The sequence below is a fragment of the Parabacteroides sp. PFB2-10 genome (genome assembly GCF_029893085.1).
GTDB lineage: Bacteria > Bacteroidota > Bacteroidia > Bacteroidales > Tannerellaceae > QVMG01.
In genome coordinates this window covers 151657-170813 of sequence record NZ_JARXWI010000003.1, presented here as the reverse complement: position 1 = coordinate 170813, position 19157 = coordinate 151657, and the positions used below count along the sequence as shown (strand labels likewise).

General features: G+C 45.6%; 16 protein-coding genes. 10 read left to right on the top strand and 6 right to left on the bottom strand.

Going from position 1 to position 19157, the window contains the following annotated elements; translation table 11 throughout:
* Positions 1 to 21 precede the first annotated feature (21 nt).
* Together M2137_RS03980 and M2137_RS03975 are read right to left on the bottom strand one after the other, a co-directional pair.
* Positions 22 to 1206, bottom strand: a complete 1185-nt coding sequence (locus M2137_RS03980) for a DUF418 domain-containing protein (protein ID WP_280765165.1) — start codon at positions 1204 to 1206, stop codon at positions 22 to 24.
* Between the two features lie 34 nt (positions 1207 to 1240).
* Positions 1241 to 2578 carry a sigma-54 dependent transcriptional regulator gene (locus M2137_RS03975; protein WP_280765164.1) on the bottom strand — a complete coding sequence of 446 codons (1338 nt, stop codon included), beginning with the start codon at positions 2576 to 2578 and terminating at the stop codon, positions 1241 to 1243.
* 774 nt (positions 2579 to 3352) lie between these two features.
* Between M2137_RS03975 and recJ the strand changes: the two genes are divergently transcribed.
* The 7 genes from recJ to nhaA all read left to right on the top strand — a co-directional run bounded on the left by recJ (position 3353) and on the right by nhaA (position 11109).
* The gene (gene recJ, locus M2137_RS03970; protein ID WP_280765163.1) at positions 3353 to 5080 is read left to right on the top strand and encodes a single-stranded-DNA-specific exonuclease RecJ; all 1728 of its coding nucleotides are present in this window, start codon (positions 3353 to 3355) and stop codon (positions 5078 to 5080) included.
* 5 nt (positions 5081 to 5085) lie between these two features.
* Complete coding sequence (locus tag M2137_RS03965; protein ID WP_280765162.1) at positions 5086 to 6999, top strand: ATP-dependent DNA helicase RecQ; 1914 nt, start codon at positions 5086 to 5088, stop codon at positions 6997 to 6999.
* A gap of 95 nt (positions 7000 to 7094) precedes the next feature.
* A complete protein-coding gene (locus M2137_RS03960) occupies positions 7095 to 8213 on the top strand; it encodes a TlpA disulfide reductase family protein (protein ID WP_280765161.1) in 1119 nt (372 codons plus the stop codon).
* Between the two features lie 34 nt (positions 8214 to 8247).
* The gene (locus M2137_RS03955; RefSeq protein WP_280765160.1) at positions 8248 to 8448 is read left to right on the top strand and encodes a hypothetical protein; all 201 of its coding nucleotides are present in this window, start codon (positions 8248 to 8250) and stop codon (positions 8446 to 8448) included.
* A gap of 343 nt (positions 8449 to 8791) precedes the next feature.
* Positions 8792 to 9013, top strand: a complete 222-nt coding sequence (locus tag M2137_RS03950; RefSeq protein ID WP_280765159.1) for a hypothetical protein — start codon at positions 8792 to 8794, stop codon at positions 9011 to 9013.
* Between the two features lie 11 nt (positions 9014 to 9024).
* Positions 9025 to 9621, top strand: a complete 597-nt coding sequence (locus M2137_RS03945; RefSeq protein ID WP_280765158.1) for a YigZ family protein — start codon at positions 9025 to 9027, stop codon at positions 9619 to 9621.
* Between the two features lie 135 nt (positions 9622 to 9756).
* Positions 9757 to 11109 carry a Na+/H+ antiporter NhaA gene (gene nhaA / locus M2137_RS03940; RefSeq protein WP_280765157.1) on the top strand — a complete coding sequence of 451 codons (1353 nt, stop codon included), beginning with the start codon at positions 9757 to 9759 and terminating at the stop codon, positions 11107 to 11109.
* 6 nt (positions 11110 to 11115) lie between these two features.
* Here the strand turns inward: nhaA and M2137_RS03935 are convergent, their stop codons facing one another.
* The 4 genes from M2137_RS03935 to M2137_RS03920 form a co-directional block, all read right to left on the bottom strand.
* Positions 11116 to 12237, bottom strand: a complete 1122-nt coding sequence (locus tag M2137_RS03935) for a hybrid sensor histidine kinase/response regulator (protein ID WP_280765156.1) — start codon at positions 12235 to 12237, stop codon at positions 11116 to 11118.
* Positions 12238 to 12327: 90 nt separating this feature from the next.
* Entirely contained in the window at positions 12328 to 12690 is a 363-nt protein-coding gene (locus tag M2137_RS03930; RefSeq protein ID WP_280765155.1) for a response regulator, read from the bottom strand.
* A gap of 164 nt (positions 12691 to 12854) precedes the next feature.
* On the bottom strand, positions 12855 to 14135 hold the full coding sequence (gene glyA, locus M2137_RS03925) for a serine hydroxymethyltransferase (protein ID WP_280765154.1): 1281 nt from the start codon (positions 14133 to 14135) through the stop codon (positions 12855 to 12857).
* A 376-nt stretch (positions 14136 to 14511) separates the two neighbouring features.
* On the bottom strand, positions 14512 to 16431 hold the full coding sequence (locus tag M2137_RS03920; RefSeq protein WP_280765153.1) for a sialate O-acetylesterase: 1920 nt from the start codon (positions 16429 to 16431) through the stop codon (positions 14512 to 14514).
* A gap of 163 nt (positions 16432 to 16594) precedes the next feature.
* Here M2137_RS03920 and M2137_RS03915 point away from each other — a divergent pair, with 163 nt between their 5' ends.
* The 3 genes from M2137_RS03915 to M2137_RS03905 all read left to right on the top strand — a co-directional run bounded on the left by M2137_RS03915 (position 16595) and on the right by M2137_RS03905 (position 19157).
* Positions 16595 to 17275 carry a response regulator transcription factor gene (locus M2137_RS03915; protein WP_280765152.1) on the top strand — a complete coding sequence of 227 codons (681 nt, stop codon included), beginning with the start codon at positions 16595 to 16597 and terminating at the stop codon, positions 17273 to 17275.
* Positions 17276 to 17281: 6 nt separating this feature from the next.
* The gene (locus tag M2137_RS03910) at positions 17282 to 18544 is read left to right on the top strand and encodes a HAMP domain-containing sensor histidine kinase (protein WP_280765151.1); all 1263 of its coding nucleotides are present in this window, start codon (positions 17282 to 17284) and stop codon (positions 18542 to 18544) included.
* 163 nt (positions 18545 to 18707) lie between these two features.
* Complete coding sequence (locus M2137_RS03905; protein ID WP_280765150.1) at positions 18708 to 19157, top strand: PepSY-like domain-containing protein; 450 nt, start codon at positions 18708 to 18710, stop codon at positions 19155 to 19157.

Sequence of the window (19157 nt, the reverse complement as noted above, 5' to 3'; positions counted from 1 at the left end):
TTAAAATGAGTAGGTATCTATTTATTTTTTGCTGCTTCCAATCCAGGTTGCCTTTCTCCATACCCATTCTGCTGGGCCGTGTGTATGGCTTTTCAACCACCAGCGGCAGAAGAGAATTTGGAAAATCAATAACAGGATGCCGACACCCAGGCTGGCAGTGTCGTTCAATACGCTATACAAGCCTAAGCCGGGTCCGTAATAGATGACTGCGCCAAAAACGGATTGCATCAGGTAATTGGTCAGGCTCATGCGGCCGAGTGGCGCAAGTACCCGCAATATCTTTTGCAGGCTTATTGTCTGCCATGCTGTAACAATCAATGCTACCAATACCCACATAAACGCAAAGTTGCGCAACGAGGAGACGATCGTATTCATAGGAGTCAACAGTGCTCTTCGCTCAATGATTCCGGGCAGGGCATCGGTCAGGAAGTAAAGAGGAATAAAACAGGCTATGGCTACCCACAAACCGGTGATCCAGAATTTGCGATTCTTCTCCCAATGCAGGAAGAGTTGTTTGCGTCCCATCACATAGCCCAGCATAAATAGGGCGGCTGTCTGGAAGACACGTCCATATCCCCATGCCCAAAGCAGGCTGAATAATTGGCCATATTTCAGATTCGCTATGAGCATTTTCCCGAAATTATCACCCGTTAAGTAAGGTTCCAACTCGCGGAAATAGGCTGAATAGGCCGGACGGCCCGCTTCCAGTTCCGGATTCATCAAGGCGTAAATATATTTTCCCCACTCCATCGGTTGAAGCATCAGGATAAGGGCAATAATCAAGATGGTCTTGTTTTTCAGTTTGCATACCGGGATTAAGGTGAATCCGATAAGCGAATATAATACCAATACCTCTCCGGCAAAGAAGGCTGCATTGACCTGTCCGATCAGGAAAAGCAATACCATACGCCAGGCAAAACGTCCACGGAAGTCTTTTCCCCGCTTCTCCTGGTTGTCGAACATGATATAAAAGCTAAAACCGAACAATAGAGCAAAGATGGCATATGCCTTTCCGGAGAAAATAAAAAACAATGAATCCCAGATCCCTTTATCCAATGCTTGCATAAAAGGTGATTCCGGAGTCGGGAAATTGTATAGGTTAAAATGTTCAATATTGTGTAATAACATAATGCCCATCACGGCAAATCCGCGCAAAGCATCAGCCACCTCTACGCGAGGTCTGGAAGATAACAGTGTGTCATTCATGTGATTTTTAGATTTTAGAGTAATAGATGCAAAATTATAATTTATACTGTTTCATTTTATTATAAAGTGTTTTTCTATCTATACCGAGTAATTTCGCTGCTTTTGTCCGGTTGTTATCCGATTCTTTCAATGCCTGCTGGATCAGATCCCGCTCATGATCTTCATTGCGTAGGGAGATGATTGGCGAACTGTTTTTAGTCGGAATAGTCACCTCTTCCGGCAATTCCATAGGTGTGATGTAGGGACCGGTCGCCAACAGGGTGGCATAACGGATCACATTCTTCAGCTGTCGCAAATTACCCGGCCAGGAATAGTCTTCCAATAGACGCATAGCCTGCGTATCAAAACCAATGATCTCTTTCTGCAATTCCCGGTTGGCCTGTTGCAGGAAGCTGTCGGCAAAAAGGTAGAAGTCTTTCTGTCGCTCGCGTAGTCCCGGAATACGGAGGGTAAATTCATTGATGCGGTGGTAGAGATCTTCGCGGAAGTCTCCTTTGGCGATTGCCTTCTGCAAATCTTCGTTCGTGGCCGAAAGCAGACGTACATTGATCGATATCTCTTTATTACTCCCCACCGGTTTGATCTTCCGTTCCTGCAAAGCGCGCAAGAGCTGTACCTGTATCTCGTATGTCAGGTTGCCGATTTCATCTAAAAAGATGGTTCCGCCCTCTGCGGTAGCAAAGGCGCCGGTCTTGTTTTCAATGGCTCCCGTAAATGAACCCTTTACATGTCCGAAGAATTCCGAAGCAGCCAGCTCACGGGGAATAGCTCCGCAGTCTACGGCGACAAACGGCATATTTTTCCGTTTGCTATGTTCATGGATATAGCGTGCCACATATTCTTTTCCCGTACCGCTTGCTCCTGTGATTAGGACAGACATATCGGTCGGTGCCACTAAGCGGGCGTGCTCATGCAATACGATGGATTCGTTGCTTTCTCCTGTTACATAATTATCGAGGGGAGAAGACGATTTCTCCACTATTTTCTTTGCTGTTTGAGCTGTTTTGTCTTTGTCCTCTTTCAACAGGTCATTGATTTTAGCCAATAGATCGGAGGGGTTGATCGGTTTTTCAATATAGTCGGAAGCACCCAGTTTGATAGACTTAACGGCGGTTTGGATCTCCGCGTAATTGGTCATCATAATAAACGGAAGCATAAAGGGAAGTTCGTTTTTCCACTGGAGTAACTCGATCCCATCGCCGTCGGGCAAACGAATATCAGACAAAACCAGATCAAAGCGTTCGCCTTTGATCTTTAATTTCGCATCTGCAACCGAGGCGGCAGTATTTATCCGAAACCCCTTCTTCCCTAACCATGTTGCCAACATTAGGGAAAAGGTTACATCATCTTCAACTATTAATATATAGGGCATATTTTGTTCGTTCCTTACAATTCCCAAAACTATAAGGGCAAAGATAAGTCACAAAAGTATAAAAACAAAAAGAACACCTCGCTAGGTGTTCTTTTTTTTGTGTTCAGTCAGACGAAAGTCAAACTTTCGAATGTGTTACGGGGATAAATGTAGAAACGTATTTCACTTATTATATAGAAAATAGCGTGCCAGAAAATGAATTAAACGACTGTTTGTTTGTAAGTGATTGTCTATGAGTTGTTAATCTCTTTTTATTATTTGTCGACACGGTCGGGAATCAATTTATGGGGTTGTGGAAAAAGTCCCCATCTGTGGAAAATCTCCCCGTTCCTATTCCCCATTGCCTCCTAAAACAACAGCCGACAAAGAAGATCTTCCTTCGGGATGCCCGCGGGTATTATAAAAATGTATTGTTCGAAAGGTGGGGGATTTTGCGCATACTCATTTTGACAATTTGTCAAAATCGCGGGACTTTATTTCCGAAAACCCGGGACTTTGGAGATAAACTCCCGGGAGTTAGTATTTGTTAACATTTGAAGTGTAAGCAAAACCCCTCGGTTTTGGGCAAAAATTGCCTCCTCAGCTTACACTTGTGTTTTGCTACATCGGCTGACTTTATTTTAAAAAAAAGCAAATCGGATGTACTATTTTTGACCCGTATGTATGGGTTATCCGCTTAAATGTTTAACTTTACGGGTTCAAGACAGAGCGTAATAAATAACAAACGCGTTATAGCTTTGTCCCTGAGAGAGAAAAAAGAAAAAACAATATATAATGACTATTCACAAATGGAATTTACAAACCCCTACACAAGAACAATTACATAAACGAGATGAGCTGGCTACCCAACTGGGGATTAGCCCGGTAGTGGCTCTTTTGCTTATACAGCGGGGGATTTCTTCTGTGGAAGAAGCTAAGAAATTCTTTAAACCCAACCTGAAAAACCTCCATGATCCGTTCCTGATGCCGGACATGGACAAAGCGGTAAAACGACTGAACAGGGCGCTGGGGAATAAAGAAAAAATTTTGGTGTATGGCGATTATGATGTAGATGGTACGACAGCGGTGGCTTTGGTTTACAAATACCTGCGCACTTATACATCTTCTCTTGATTATTATATCCCGGATCGTTACGACGAGGGATATGGCATTTCTTACAAAGGCATCGATTATGCAGCCGAAAATGGTGTTGGCCTGATCATTTCGTTAGATTGCGGCATAAAAGCGATCGACAAAATCGAATATGCCAAACAGAAAGGCATCGACTTTATTATTTGCGATCACCACATGCCGGACGACACCTTGCCAGATGCCGTAGCCGTGTTGGATGCCAAACGAACCGATTCTACCTATCCTTACGAACATTTATCGGGTTGTGGTGTGGGCTTTAAGTTCATGCACGCTTTTGCGCTTAGCAACGGCTTTGAGTTTAAAGAGTTGGAAAAACTATTGGATCTGACTGCCGTAAGCATCGCTTCCGATATTGTGCCCATCACGGGAGAAAACCGGATCCTGGCTTATTATGGCCTGCGCCAACTGAATACCAATCCCAGCCATGGATTGAAAGGAATCATAGATATTTGCGGACTGACCGGAAAAGAGATCACCATGAGTGATATTGTTTTCAAGATCGGCCCGCGTATCAATGCCTCCGGACGCATGGAGAACGGGAAAGAGGCGGTGGATCTATTGCTTACAAACGATATCCAATCGGCTCGTGAGAAGAGCGAAAAGATCGACCAATACAACAATGACCGGCGGGAGTTAGATAAACGCATTACGGACGAGGCGAATGCCATCATCGATGATATCCGGAACATGGAGGATCATAAAGCGATTGTCGTTTACAACCCGGAATGGCACAAAGGAGTTATCGGGATTGTGGCCTCCCGCTTGACGGAGAAATATTACCGTCCGGCGGTGGTGTTAACCCAATCGTCCGAACTGATTACCGGTTCGGCTCGTTCGATCACCGGATTCGATATTTACAAAGCCATCGAAAGCTGCCGCGACCTGTTGGAAAACTTCGGTGGACATACCTACGCGGCCGGCCTCTCCCTGAAACCGGAGAATCTGGAGGAATTCAAAAAACGTTTTACGGAAATTGCCGCGGAAGAGATCGTTCCGGAGCAAATGGTTTCGCAAATCGACATCGATGCCATCATCGAACTCAAGGATATCAACCAGAAATTGATGAACGACCTGAAGCGGATGAATCCGTTCGGGCCCGACAATCAAAAGCCGGTATTCTGTTCGAAGGAGATAAAAGACTTTGGCACCAGCAAACTGGTAGGAAAAGATCAGGAACATATCAAACTGGATCTGATAGACAACTCCACCCATTTGCCGGCACATGCCATTGCTTTTGGAAAACATGCCTTTAACGAACACATAAAGGCGATGAATCCGTTCGATATATGCTACACGATTGAGGAGAATACCTATAACGGGAACACCTCCATACAATTGATGATAAAAGATATCAAGACCGAAGAAGAGTAGGAGGGGTGAATACCTACCTGGATATATTACAGAAATACTGGGGACACGATGCGTTTCGTTCGCTGCAGGAAGATATCATCCGATCGGTTTGTGAGGGTCGCGACACCCTTGGTCTTATGCCCACCGGCGGAGGAAAATCGATCACGTTCCAGGTGCCGGCGATGGCAATGGAGGGTGTATGCCTGGTGGTTACGCCCCTGATTGCCCTGATGAAAGACCAGGTGGACAACCTGCGACGCTTGGGCATCAAAGCGACAGCCGTTTATTCCGGCATGCGACGCGAAGAGATCATCACCCAACTGGAAAACTGCATCTTCGGCAATTACAAATTCCTTTACATATCCCCCGAACGGCTCAGTACAGAGGTGTTTCAGGCAAAACTGCAAGCCATGCAAGTCAGCCTGTTGGTGGTCGACGAATGCCATTGTATCTCGCAATGGGGTTACGACTTCCGCCCTTCTTACCTTAAAATAGCCGATATACGGGAGCAACTGCCTGATGTGCCACTACTGGCACTGACCGCCACAGCTACCCCGGTTGTAGTCGACGACATCCAGGAAAAGCTATTGTTTAAGAAAAAGAATGTTTTCCAAAAAAGCTTTTTACGCCCGAACCTTTCCTATACGGTGCGAAGGACAGACGACAAGCTCGACCAGTTGGTCTATGTTTTGGAGCGGGTAAGAGGATCGGCTATTGTGTATGTGCGCAACCGGAAACGCACGAAAGAGATTGCCGATCACCTCAGGAGCCAGGGCATCAGCGCCGACTTTTTCCATGCGGGGCTGAACAGGGAAGACAAAACAGCCAAGCAGAATCGATGGAAAAACAATGAATGTCGCGTAATTGTATCGACAAACGCCTTTGGTATGGGTATCGACAAACCGGACGTGAGGCTGGTGGTGCATATTGATATGCCGGGATCGTTGGAAGAATATTTCCAGGAAGCCGGGCGTGCGGGGCGCGACGAGCAGAAAGCCTATGCCGTAGCTCTCTGTTCGGGCATCGACAATACAAAGCTCAAAAAGCGACTGGCCGACGAGTTTCCGGATAAAGAGTTTATTGCCCGTGTCTATGAGGCGTTAGGCAACTATTACCAGATTGCTGTGGGGTATGGATTAGAAACGGTACACGATTTTATGTTGGAGGATTTTTGTCATGTCTTCCGCTTCTCCATGTTGCAGGCACACCACGCACTCAAAATACTGGAACTATCGGGGTATATCGAATACACGGAAGAGATCGAGAATGCTTCCCGGCTGCGATTCACCGCCACCCGCGAGGAATTGTATCGCCATCTGCGGCAGGATCAGGTTACGGACGACATTCTTCATGTGATCTTACGCTCTTATACGGGCATTTTTACCGATTATGCCTACATCAATGAGGCAGCCATAGCGACCAAGGCGGGTGTCAGCGGGCAACAGGTGTACGATCTATTGATCAACCTGTCGAAATACAGGATTGTCAACTATATTCCACGGAAGAAGATTCCACTTATTATCTACACCCAAACCCGGGAAGAACTGAAATATCTGAAGATTCCCCGCTCGGCATACGAAGAGAGAAAAGACCGTTTTGAAACGCGTATCGGGAAAGTATTGGAATATATCGATAACGATACGGTGTGCCGGAGCCGGATGTTATTGCGCTACTTTGGGGAGAAAGAATCGGCCGATTGCGGTATCTGCGATGTGTGCAGAGCCAAGCATGCGACCGGTCTGACCAATCAGGAGTTCAACGCCATCCGCACGGCTCTCGAAGAGACGCTGACTACCGAACCGGTTGATATAAAAGAGCTGGTGCATACACTCTCTTTTCCGATGGACAAAATCATCGAAACCGTTCGGTTTTTAGCCGACAACGATTCGCGCTTTTCCCTGTGCGATGGTTACCTCTCTTTTGCCTCTGACGAGGAATAGCCCTGTAGAAGGGCGTTTTATTACTTTTTAAATAAAAAAAGAGAGGAGTCTCCGGGAAACGCCTATCTTTGCCGGTGAACTTAAATGATAAATGTATGAAAAAGTTATTCATCTACCCCATCATGACCTTATGTCTGCTGGCTTGTGGGGAAAGGAGCCACTATGACATAAAGGGTACTGTTGCCGATAGCAAGTACGACGGAAAATATGTTTATCTGTATGAATATGGAGCCGTCCGGGCAATGCCCAAAGACAGCGCGTTGGTTGAAAAGGGTAAATTCGCCATGAAAGGAGAACAGGACAGCCCCGCGTTATATACATTACATTTTATAGATAAAGAAAACGACGAAGCCCAGACAAATACCGGTGAAGTGGCTCCTTTTACCGCTTTACTTACGTTACAAAACGCGAAATACTCTATCGATATAAATGAATTATCCACCGTTTCAGGCACACCCGAAAACAACTCTTTCAGCCAACTGCAAAAGGATTTGTGGAAGGTTCGCGAAGAGATGGGGGCGGTGATAGACCGTATGAATTCAGATAATGACGATATCGTCAACAGAGCGGAGGAGCAATATGAACAAATCGAAGCCGAGGCCCTCGTGCTGGTCAAAGAATATATAGAGAAGAACCCCAATGCTCTGACATCGGCTAAGCTGTTATATGACTTCAGGTATGACCTGAACGAAGAGGAAAGACGCGAGATCATTTCAAAAGCAGGAGAAGAATTCTTGGTGGTACCTGGAATCGATCGCATCATAGAGCATTTGGCTATACTGGAAAAGGTGGCTGTTGGCAAGTCATTCAGCGATTTTGATATGGCAGATCCGCAGGGGAGAATGCGCAAACTATCCGATTACGCAGGTAAAGGGAAAGTGGTTCTGATTGATTTCTGGGCCTCCTGGTGTCCTCCCTGCCGGGCGGATATGCCGCATTTGGTTGCTCTGTATAAAGAATACGCGAACCATGACTTCGAAATCGTAGGCGTTTCTTTGGACCGTACGGACGAGGCCTGGAAGAAAGGCATTGCCGATCTGCATATTACTTGGCCGCAGATGTCCGACCTGAAGTTCTGGCACAATGAAGCAGCCACGCTTTATGGAGTGAATAGTATTCCGCATACGGTGTTGATCGACAAGGACGGTACGATCATTGCCAAGAATCTGCGTGGCAAAGCGCTGGAAGAGAAACTACGGGAGGTATTGAAGTAAAAACACTCAAACGAATCTAATTCATCCGATATACATGAAAAAAAAGAAAATAATTATCCGCATACTGATTATAATAGCCGCCGTAATAGCCCTGGCGGCTACGATTGCCTATTTTGTCCTGGAACCGGAAAAGCCCTGGCTGGCTTTCTATATTGCTTGTTGTGGCGGGGTGCTTGTTGTCAATTTCATCCTGTCTATCATTTTTGTCAATAAGAACTTCAAGGGTAAACAGTAAACCGGACAAACGTAAAGGATTGTTTAATTCCGTCCGACTATTCTTAAAAAAGCTTTCTTTTTGCATTTTATTCTCACTTCCTTTAGGGTTCAAAGGATGTGAACCGTCCTTATTATAGAATACGAAAATTTAACACATTTGTATTGGTTTGCATGAATGGGAATACCATTACTGTAAAACAGGTTAGTAGTGAGAATTAATTGTGAATAATTCTGCGTGAGCAGATGACGAAAGATTTAAAAGATTCTATGCTTTAGTCGAGTGCGGGAGGTATTTGGCTAAAGCTTTTTTTTGGGATTAATTTTGTAAATTTGTACCCTTACCAACTCAAGAGAGATAGAAGATGAAGAATCCGATCCAGATGATCAAGCAATGTTTTGAGAAAGATGAACCCTATTTTGTATTGCGCGGGCAAGACAGATGTGCGCTTGCCGCTATTGAAGCCTATTATGACGCCGTAAAAGAAAGGGTGAAAGATCCTTATTTCATTGAGGAGATTGAAGAGATTATGAAGGATTTCCGCGCCTATCTCGAAGAAGAAGAAAGGACAAAAATACCTGATTAACAGGCTACACCATGACAGATAGCTACAAAACGATTAAGGGTTTGTCGGAAGGTTTTTACTCTGAGAAACGAAGCCGCTTCCTTGCGTTTGCCATTCCTGTGCGCACGGTGGAGGAGGTAAAAGCGGAAGTCGACAAATATCGCAAACAATACTATGACTCCCGCCATGTGTGCTGGGCCTATATGCTGGGGGCTGAGCGGACAGTCTTTCGCGCCAACGACGACGGCGAGCCCTCTTCCACAGCCGGAAAGCCTATCTTAGGGCAAATCAATTCCAACGAACTGACAGATATACTGGTCATTGTTGTCCGCTATTTCGGTGGCGTAGAGCTGGGAACCAGCGGCCTAATAGTGGCCTATCGCACGGCTGCTGCCGATGCCATTGCCCAGGCAGAGATAGAAGAGCGCACGGTGGATGTCGACATAACGATCGCTTTTGAATATCCTTACTTGAATGGTATCATGCGTGTCGTTAAAGAAGACAACCCCACAATCGTCTCCCAGCGTTTTGAAATCGATTGCGAAATGACTCTGCGCATCCGGAAAAGCGAGGCCGAACGGTTGACAAACCGCCTGTTAAAAGTGGAATCGGCCTTCCTGAAGGAATAAAATGGTCAGCAACAAGGGATTTCTGGTCGATTTTACATTTGGGGTTGCCATCCTTTCCTTGAAAACAGGTATCTTTGAAATCGAAAGCATAGGTGACTTATTCGCCAATCATATACTTATATTCTAATTTGACTTATGGAACGTAACATTCGAGTTATTCTTAAACCTCTTCGTCGCTTTGCCAACCAAAAGCCAAATGCCAGTGTACTTCTTTTTATCGCAACGATCGTGGCTATGGTACTGGCTAATTCGCCCTGGGCGCATGCCTATCACGAATTATTGTCTTTCCCCATACAACTACAGTTAGGCACCATCACACTCTTCACCCATCATGGCGAGCCCATGAGTATGTTGGAGTTTGTCAACGATGCCCTGATGGCTGTTTTCTTTTTTATGATCGGATTGGAAATCAAGCAAGAGATACTGATCGGCGAATTAAGCTCCATACGCAAATCGATCCTGCCTGTCGTAGCGGCTTGCGGTGGTATGATTGTTCCGGTATTGTTTTATGTATTGGTATGTCACCAGGCACCTGAAGTACGAGGCGCCGCCATCCCTATGGCAACAGATATCGCTTTTGCCCTGGCTGTATTAGGAGCATTAGGCAAGCGGGTTCCACTTAGTATGCGCATCTTCCTGACCGCACTGGCGGTGGTTGACGATATAGGAGGGATTTTAGTGATCGCTATTTTCTATAGCTCTCACATCAGCTTCCAGGCCTTATTGCTCTCTTTTGCGCTCTTAATCGTTCTGTATATGGCAGGAAGGATGAAGGTACATCAGAATATATTCTACTATTTCGTTGGGTTCCTGGTTTGGATGTGTTTCCTCGAGTCAGGAATACATGCCACCATCGCCGGGGTATTAGTGGCTTTCACCATCCCGGCGCAGCCTAAGATCAACCTGAAACGTTTCTCAAGCAATATGGCCGGTTACCTGGAAATGCTCGACTTTACGGAGGTCAAGCACTCCCGGAATTGCGAAGTTCTCTCTCCAACTCAAATTCATGTATTGAATAATATACACTCCATCGCCAACCGAACCATCAGTCCGCTGCAGAGTATAGCCGACAAATTGCATCCGTTGGTGAATTACCTTATTCTTCCATTGTTTGCTTTCGTGAATGCCGGAGTTACCTTTGGTGATATAGAGCCGGCCACGTTGCTCAATGTTCCGTTGGCCGTATTCGTGGGATTGTTTGTTGGAAAAACGATTGGGATATTCACCTTCTCGTATGCTTTTGTCAAACTTAAACTGGCAGCGATGCCGTTAGGTATGGATAAACGTACGCTGTTCGGGGTATCGATGTTGGGAGGTGTCGGTTTTACGGTGGCGCTCTTCATCGCCAACCTGTCGTTTGACGTGACCACGGCGGCAGGCTTAGACCTGTTGAACCAGGCGAAGTTAGGAGTCTTCGCCGGATCATTTGTGTCCGGAATATGCGGATTTTTGTATCTGAAGAAAAAGCTTCCTAAAATAGAAAAGTAGATCTATTTAATCTTCCTGATTCAAGGCTTTCATGGAGAAGTAGAAGGTTGTTCCTTTGTTCTCTTCCGATTCAAACCAGAGCTCACCATCGTGCAGTTCCACAAAGTCTTTGGTCAGCATCAGTCCCAAGCCGGATCCCTTCTCATTGCCTGTACCATAGGTCGTGAAGTGCGTATTCTGCTTCAATAGCTTACCTTGATCTTCTTTCTTGATACCGACGCCGGTATCTTTCACGCTTACGATTACATAATCGCCTTCTGTGCGTGAAGCAAGAGTGATCGTACCACCTTCCAGGCTATACTTAAGCGCATTGGAGAGGAGGTTGCGTACAACTGTCTTCAACATATCGATGTCGACCGAACCGGCCAGTTTGCGATCCAATCCTTCGAGCACAATAGATACGCCCTTTTGTTTCGCCATAGACATATAGATGTCGGCCGTACTTGCCACAATGCTGTTTATATCGATTTGTTGGCGATAAAGCGTCTGGCGTTTCAGTCTGTTTTTAGCCCATTTCAACAGGTTATCAAGCAACAGGAATACCTCTTCAGAGGTTTTATTGATCATCTGCAGCATCTCATACACCTCGGAGCCGACGGTTTTCTTATCAACCATCAACAACACCGCATTGATCATCATCTTCAATGAGCCGAGTGGCGAACGAAGGTCATGCGCAATAACAGAATAGAGCGTGTCACGCGATTCGATGGTGTTTTCGAGTTCCTGCTTGATACGTTTGATGCTGAACAATTCAAAGCGGTGAGCAACGCGTTTCAGCAACTCTTCCCGCTGGAATGGTTTGGTTACATATTCGATAGCACCCAGCTGATAACCTTTCACGATGCTCTGCATATCGCTGAGAGCCGACATGATTATAACAGGAATATCATTCGTTTCCGGGTTACTTTTCAGGTGTTGCAATACCTCATAGCCATCCATTTCAGGCATCATGATATCCAACAATACAAGATTAGGATGTTGCTCTTCCGCAATTTCCAAAGCTTTCGGGCCATTATCACACGTTAGAATGGTATATCCCTCTTTTTTAAGGATTGCTTGAACCAACATCACATTGGTTGGCACATCATCAACGACTAAGACTTTGTAATCTGATGCTAAATTATCCATAAAGACTATAAGTGCTATCTAATGTTTTAATTCACAAATGTATTAATTAATGTTGAAACGGGAGAATTTTTTTAAGTTTTTCTTCCCGGATCAGTTTAAAGCCCGACTTACCCTGATTTTCAGTTCTTCTGGATTGAATGGTTTTAATATAAAATCAGCCGCACCGATCTCAAGCAGACGGATTCGGGTATCGCTTTCATCGACGTTTGAAAGAATGAACACGGGTATACTTTTAAACATCTCGTTCTCTTTCAGATAAACCAGCAGATCTTCCCCTGTCATTTCCGGCATATTGATGTCGGAAACAATCAGATCGGGGATATTACCACTGGTAAGCCATGCAATAGCGATTAACGGGTTTTCCACATATTTCACCTCGTACTCAAAGAGATACAGTGTGATTATTTTTGCTATTTCAGGTTTGTCATCTACTAATAGAATAGACTTTTTCATGAAATTTTCTTTAGTTAAACCTCGGGCACATTATACGTTGATACAAAGATATTCAAAAAAAACAATAAGGCAAACACCAAACTCCTCTTTAAAATGAAAAGACAGGACAAATACCTTCACGCATTTGCCCTGTCTTGCCTTATTGAGATCGCTTGTCGGCCGGTTTACCAGGCAAACAGCGGATATTCCTTCATAATGCTGTTCACCTTCTCGCGTACAGCTGCAATCGTTGCGTCACATTCCGGAGCAGAAAGCACTCTATCCATCAGTTCCACAACCTCCTGCATCAACGGTTCCTTGGCACCACGGGTGGTGATCGCTGGCGTACCCACACGGATACCGGAAGTCTGGAAGGCCGAACGGCTATCGAACGGCACCATATTCTTGTTCACCGTAATATCAGCAGCCACCAATGCTTTTTCCGCTACCTTTCCGGTCAGTTCCGGGAATTTGGTGCGCAGGTCGATCAGCATGCTATGGTTATCGGTTCCGCCTGAAATAATCTTATATCCTTTGTCAACAAAGGCTTGTGCCAATGCTGCCGCGTTTTTCTTCACCTGTGCCTGGTAGGTTTTGTATTCCGGTTCCAAGGCTTCGCCAAAAGCAACTGCTTTTGCAGCGATTACATGCTCCAGCGGTCCTCCCTGAATGCCCGGGAACACAGCCGAATCCAGCAACTGAGACATCATCTTGATCTCGCCCTTCGGTGTTTTCTTTCCCCAGGGATTTTCAAAATCTTTTCCCAACAGAATGATACCACCACGCGGGCCGCGCAATGTCTTATGTGTTGTAGAGGTCACAATATGAGCATATTCCAACGGATTATTCAACAGTCCGGCAGCTACCAAACCAGCCGGATGCGCCATGTCGACCATCAACAGAGCACCTACCTTATCGGCAATTTCGCGCATACGTTTGTAGTCCCAGTCACGCGAATAGGCCGATCCACCGCCTACGATCACTTTCGGTTTCTCGCGCAGAGCCACCTCTTCCATCTGATCGTAATCGACACGTCCGGTATCTTCTTTTACATTATATTCTGTCGCACGGTAAAGAATCCCCGAACTATTTACAGGAGATCCATGCGAAAGGTGTCCGCCATGCGAAAGATTCAATCCAAGGAATGTATCACCCGGATTCATCACTGCCAGAAAAACAGCGGCATTCGCCTGCGCCCCGGAGTGAGGCTGCACGTTTGCCCATTCGGCATTGAATAATTTCTTCAGACGTTCGATAGCCAGTGTTTCGCTTTGGTCTACTACTTCACACCCGCCATAATAACGTTTTCCGGGATATCCTTCCGCATACTTGTTGGTTAACACGCTCCCCATGGCTTCCATTACCTGGTCGCTCACGAAGTTTTCCGAAGCAATCAATTCGATACCTTTTAGCTGGCGTTGCTTCTCTTTCTCAATAATGTCGAAAATAACAGAGTCTCTTTTCATTACCTTTAAATTGGTTATTGGAATAATGAATTCTTACTATCCAAGCAAGAAACGCCACAAATTTACAATTAATTTCCATACATCCCCTTCACAAAAGGAAGTTTCCCCTACCTATTTCTTCATCCTTGCCTAAGGATGTCGGCTTCATTATTTTCAAAGGAACCTATGGAATTATCGTTCGTTTACCGAAAGAGGCAATTTGACATTTTGATATTTCGGCAGGAGTTTGCGCGCAAAAAGGTAGGGGTTTGCGAACAAACTCCCGGGAGTTAGTATTTGTTAACATTTGTAGTGTAAGCAAAGCCCCCCTATTTTAACTAAAAACAGGGGGGCTCTGCTTACACTCGGTTTTTCTTTTTCGAGGTGTTTTTGCGACCTACCAGTCGTCGGTGCGGAAGGGTGAGGCAAGCAATCCTTCTTTGTTTTTCAGGTTGGCCTCTTCGGGGTTATCACTCCATGCGTAGCGAACGGCTACAGGGTTTTTGATTTCCTTATGGCTGACAATGACTTTGTTTCCCCGGATCATAGCATCGGCCCAGACAAATTTCCGGTCTTCGCCTGCGATGGCAAAATGTTTTAACGAACCGTTGCTGGCAAGGCCGCTTCCTGTTTCCGTGAAAGTGATGATTATCTTATCGCCCTCTATTTTCATCTCCTTATACATCGGTCCTGAAGCCACCAGTTTTTCACCGTAAACCAATTTGCGGGCACCTAAGAACAGGCGGTGAGCCACATCCTTTTTATTCAACGGATGAATATCGTTCCACTCACCCACATCGTAGGTAACCGCCATGGCTGTATAAGGCACCTGCAATGCCGTTTTAAATTGTGCTTCACGAATGCCTGCCCAACCACTTTCCGACGGCTCGGCTTGCTTGGGCTGGAAGTTGGGCAACTGCACCAATAAGAAGGGCATCTGTGGCATCTGCCATAGTTCTCTCCAGTTGTTAATCAATGCTTTCAACTGCCCGACATATTCTTTCGATCGCCCGGCATTCGACTCGCCCTGATACCAGATAGCGCCTTTCACCTGATAGTGGCGGATTGGATAGATCATGCCATTATAGTAGCCCGAACCGGCATTCCTCATATTGGGAGCAGAACCTGTACCGGGTCGCCCGCCCATGCCTCCTCCAGGCTGGCTTGCACCACTCAAATCGACTCCTACCTTATATTTCCAGTCGCCTGTGAGGTCGATTTCAACATCATCGCCTACAATCTTATATATCTTATCTTCCACAAAACCGCCACCGCCCGAATCGTCGGTCAGCTTCACGACAACCGTATTCGTGCCCTGATGCAGGACGCCGGCCGGAATATCATACTTACGCGGAGGGTATTGATAGGTAACATTGCCCACGAAATGACCATTTACAAAAGTCGAATCGGCATTAACAAGTGTGCCCATATAGAGTTTTGCATGCTTCCCATCCATGGAGGCTGGCACCTCGATATCTTTTCTAAACCAAACCACCCCGCGGGCATTCAGTCCCTTGTTGCGCCAGAAACCCGGCATAGTCATCGTTGCCCAATCGGAATCATCGAGGTCTTCTGCCTGCCATTTGCCGGCGCCTTTATCCATCCGTGCCTTGCGCGCATTATCGGCAGCTGTTTTGTCGAACAGGTATTGTGGAAACTCCTTCAGATGTTCCTGGCTGATCCATCCCTCGATAGGCGTGCCACCAACACTTGAATTCAACATACCAATAGGTATCTGGTATTTCGCATAGGCTTCCTGAGCATAGAAATAGGCCAGTGCCGACCAGTTCATCACGTCGGAGGCGGTTGCCGAATACCATTTCGCTCCATCGGGGATATCCTCTTTCAGATCTTCGATGGTGTTTTGTGTCGGTACCTTATAATGGCGTATCATGTGGTTGTTAGATACATTGATTTCCGGATACTTCTCCACCAGACGAGCCACCGGCGTCTCTTGGTTGGACTGTCCGGAGCAGAGCCATACATCCCCAACCAATACATCCCGGATAATGATTTCGTTCACCTCGAGAATAAAAGGGCCTCCTGCTTTCTGAGGAGGAAGCACCAGCGACCAGTTGCCCTGGCTATCGGTTACGGCATCATAATAATTGCCCCGAAAACGAACGGTAACCTTTTCGCCGGGATTGGCCCAGCCCCAGATGGTCAGTTCAGTGTCGCGTTGCAATACCATCCGGTCGCTGATCAGCTTCGGAAGACGTACGGCTGCGGAAAGTGTCTGTGATGCGCAGATGGCAATGAAGAAGAATAATGCCAATGCGAAATAATTCATTAATGGTTTTCTTACGTGATTTCTCATGTCTCTATATTTAATAATTACGAATAATAATGCACACGAAATAGTTGGGTCTACTCTGTTGCAAATATATAGAAAAATGGGCACAGCGCTTATCATAATCCGTTGATTCCAGAATTTTGACAGAATGTTTCGCTATTTTTGTCAGTTGAGAGAATGGCAAGGTATGAAAATATTGGTTATAGAAGATGAAGACTCCCTGCGGGATGTGATGATACGCTCATTGGAAAAGGAGCGTTATGTGGTGGAATGGGCAGCCAATTACCGGGAAGCGTTATGGAAGATGAATGATTACAGCTATGACTGCATCGTTCTGGATATTATGCTGCCCGACGGTAGTGGCCTTTCGCTGTTGGAGGAGTTGAAAAAGATGAAAAAGAAAGACAGTGTGATCATTGTCTCTGCCAAGGACTCGATCGACGATAAGGTGAAAGGATTAGACCTTGGAGCGGATGATTACCTGACCAAGCCTTTCCATCTGGCGGAACTGAATGCGCGGATAAAATCCATTATCCGCCGCAAGCAACAGGATGGCGAGATGAATCTCTCTTATGCCAATATCATTATCTATCCCGACCGGCATACGGTTTTTATCGATGGCGAAGAGCTATTGTTGAACCGGAAGGAGTTCGACCTGCTCTATTATTTTGTGACCAATCCCGAACGATTATTGAGTAAAGACGCTTTGGCCGAATCGGTTTGGGGCGATTACATCGATCAGGTGGATAGCTTTGACTTCATCTACAGCCAGGTAAAGAACCTGCGAAAGAAACTGAAAACCTCGGGAGCGAAGCCGGAAATCAAAGCGGTTTATGGGTTCGGGTATAAAATGACATACGAAGAATAACAGGATATGAAACTTAGCCAATATACGTTACGGAATCTGTTAGTGCCTTTACTGATCATTATGACAGTATGGGCTTTCGGTTTTTACTTCTTTATCATGCATGAGGTGAACGACGAAACCAATGATACCCTGTTGAATTACAAAGAGATCATCATCAAACACGTATTGGAAGACGAAAGCCTGTTGAGAGATAATATCGGCATTATGAACAGTTATTATATCCGGGAGATACCCATTGAGCAGGCTGATCTGTCACGGGATCTATTCTTCGATTCCACAAAATACATCGAAGTGGAACGGGAGCATGAACCGATCCGGGTACTCCGCACCCATTTCCTGGCGGCCAACGGGAAGTGTTATGAGTTGAAAATAGAAATATCCACCCTTGAAAAGGAAGACCTGAAAGAGGCTATCGTATGGAGTATTATCGCATTATACATCATTCTGCTCGGGGCGATACTGCTGGTTATGCACATTGTGTTCAAGAAAAGCTTCCGCCCGCTCTACGCCATCCTCAACTGGTTGCGCGGATATCACCCGGCCAAGCCACAGCCATTGGCTAACGCGACGCATATTGATGAGTTTAAAACGCTCAACGAGGCATTTGTCAAAGCAGCACAACGCGGAAGCGACATCTACAACCAACAGAAACAGTTTGTCGAGCTGGCCTCTCATGAGTTGCAAACACCCTTAGCGGTCAGCATAAACCGACTGGAACTCTTAAGCGAAGATCCTCATTGCACGGAGGAACAACTGATGGAAATAGCCGGCATTCACCGCACCCTACAAGGGATTGTGAAGATGAATAAATCGTTGCTTCTATTGTCGCGTATCGAGAATGGCCAGTTCCCGGAAACGGAAGAGATCGCCTTTGCGGAGATTATAGAGAGAATGGTAGCCGATTTCAAAGAGATTCATGAGGAGCGACATATCAAAGTCTTCTTTATAAAAGAGGCATCCTTGACCTTCCGCATGAACAGAGACCTGGCGAATACGATGATCTCCAACCTGATCAAGAACGCGTTTGTTCATAATATACCCGACGGGGAGATCTATATTGAGATGCTGACCGACCGGATCATTATCAGCAATACCAGTGAAAGCCCGGAATTAAACAGGGAACGCCTCTTTCAACGATTTGGCAAACAAACCAACCGCCCCGACTCTACCGGCTTGGGACTGGCACTTGTCAAATCCATTACCGACCTTTACCACATCGACGTCTCTTACCAATATAATGGGAAGCACCAGTTCGTGTTGAAATTATGAATGATGAATGATGAATTATGAATTGGGTTAAGGGGAAGTAATTGCTTTACGCTTCGCTAAGCGATTTCCGCTTCGCTCCAATTCATAATTCATCATTCATAATTTTTTCCAGTTTCTTTCCCAAATCCATCCTTTTCTTTGTTGTATCAAAAAGATACAAAAGATGAAAAGAATCTATCCTTTATGTTTGGTTTTGTTGTTGGTCGTATCGACAAGCCTGTTGGCCGACAATGACAGAAACGCTTCTACAGCGGAGAATCTGCCGGCCACCAGCCGTGAATTTCTCAATACCCACTTTCGAAATACCCATATATCCTATGTCGAAATAGACAAATATCTTTTCTGGATATCGGGCTATGAAGTGATCCTGGTCGACGGAACGGAGGTAAATTTTGCCCGTAACGGTGAATGGACAGAGGTGGAAAGGAAGAAGGAAGCGGTTCCAGCTGTTATCATTCCAAAGAAAATAACAGCCTACATTAAAGAGAACTTCCCCCAACAAATGGTTTTAGCTATTGAAAAAGAATTCAAAAAATGGGAAATCAAACTGAACAACGGGATGGAACTCTCTTTCAATAAAAAGGAAGAGATAATAGAGGTGGATGCCGATTAA

Excerpts from the sequence above, each read along its gene's own strand:
- M2137_RS03980 (WP_280765165.1), bottom strand. The coding sequence starts at position 1,206 with ATGAATGACACACTGTTATCTTCCAGACCTCGCGTAGAGGTGGCTGAT.
- M2137_RS03975 (WP_280765164.1), bottom strand. The coding sequence starts at position 2,578 with ATGCCCTATATATTAATAGTTGAAGATGATGTAACCTTTTCCCTAATG.
- recJ (WP_280765163.1), top strand. The coding sequence starts at position 3,353 with ATGACTATTCACAAATGGAATTTACAAACCCCTACACAAGAACAATTA.
- M2137_RS03960 (WP_280765161.1), top strand. The coding sequence starts at position 7,095 with ATGAAAAAGTTATTCATCTACCCCATCATGACCTTATGTCTGCTGGCT.
- M2137_RS03955 (WP_280765160.1), top strand. The coding sequence starts at position 8,248 with ATGAAAAAAAAGAAAATAATTATCCGCATACTGATTATAATAGCCGCC.
- M2137_RS03950 (WP_280765159.1), top strand. The coding sequence starts at position 8,792 with ATGAAGAATCCGATCCAGATGATCAAGCAATGTTTTGAGAAAGATGAA.
- M2137_RS03945 (WP_280765158.1), top strand. The coding sequence starts at position 9,025 with ATGACAGATAGCTACAAAACGATTAAGGGTTTGTCGGAAGGTTTTTAC.
- nhaA (WP_280765157.1), top strand. The coding sequence starts at position 9,757 with ATGGAACGTAACATTCGAGTTATTCTTAAACCTCTTCGTCGCTTTGCC.
- M2137_RS03935 (WP_280765156.1), bottom strand. The coding sequence starts at position 12,237 with ATGGATAATTTAGCATCAGATTACAAAGTCTTAGTCGTTGATGATGTG.
- M2137_RS03930 (WP_280765155.1), bottom strand. The coding sequence starts at position 12,690 with ATGAAAAAGTCTATTCTATTAGTAGATGACAAACCTGAAATAGCAAAA.
- glyA (WP_280765154.1), bottom strand. The coding sequence starts at position 14,135 with ATGAAAAGAGACTCTGTTATTTTCGACATTATTGAGAAAGAGAAGCAA.
- M2137_RS03920 (WP_280765153.1), bottom strand. The coding sequence starts at position 16,431 with ATGAGAAATCACGTAAGAAAACCATTAATGAATTATTTCGCATTGGCA.
- M2137_RS03915 (WP_280765152.1), top strand. The coding sequence starts at position 16,595 with ATGAAAATATTGGTTATAGAAGATGAAGACTCCCTGCGGGATGTGATG.
- M2137_RS03910 (WP_280765151.1), top strand. The coding sequence starts at position 17,282 with ATGAAACTTAGCCAATATACGTTACGGAATCTGTTAGTGCCTTTACTG.
- M2137_RS03905 (WP_280765150.1), top strand. The coding sequence starts at position 18,708 with ATGAAAAGAATCTATCCTTTATGTTTGGTTTTGTTGTTGGTCGTATCG.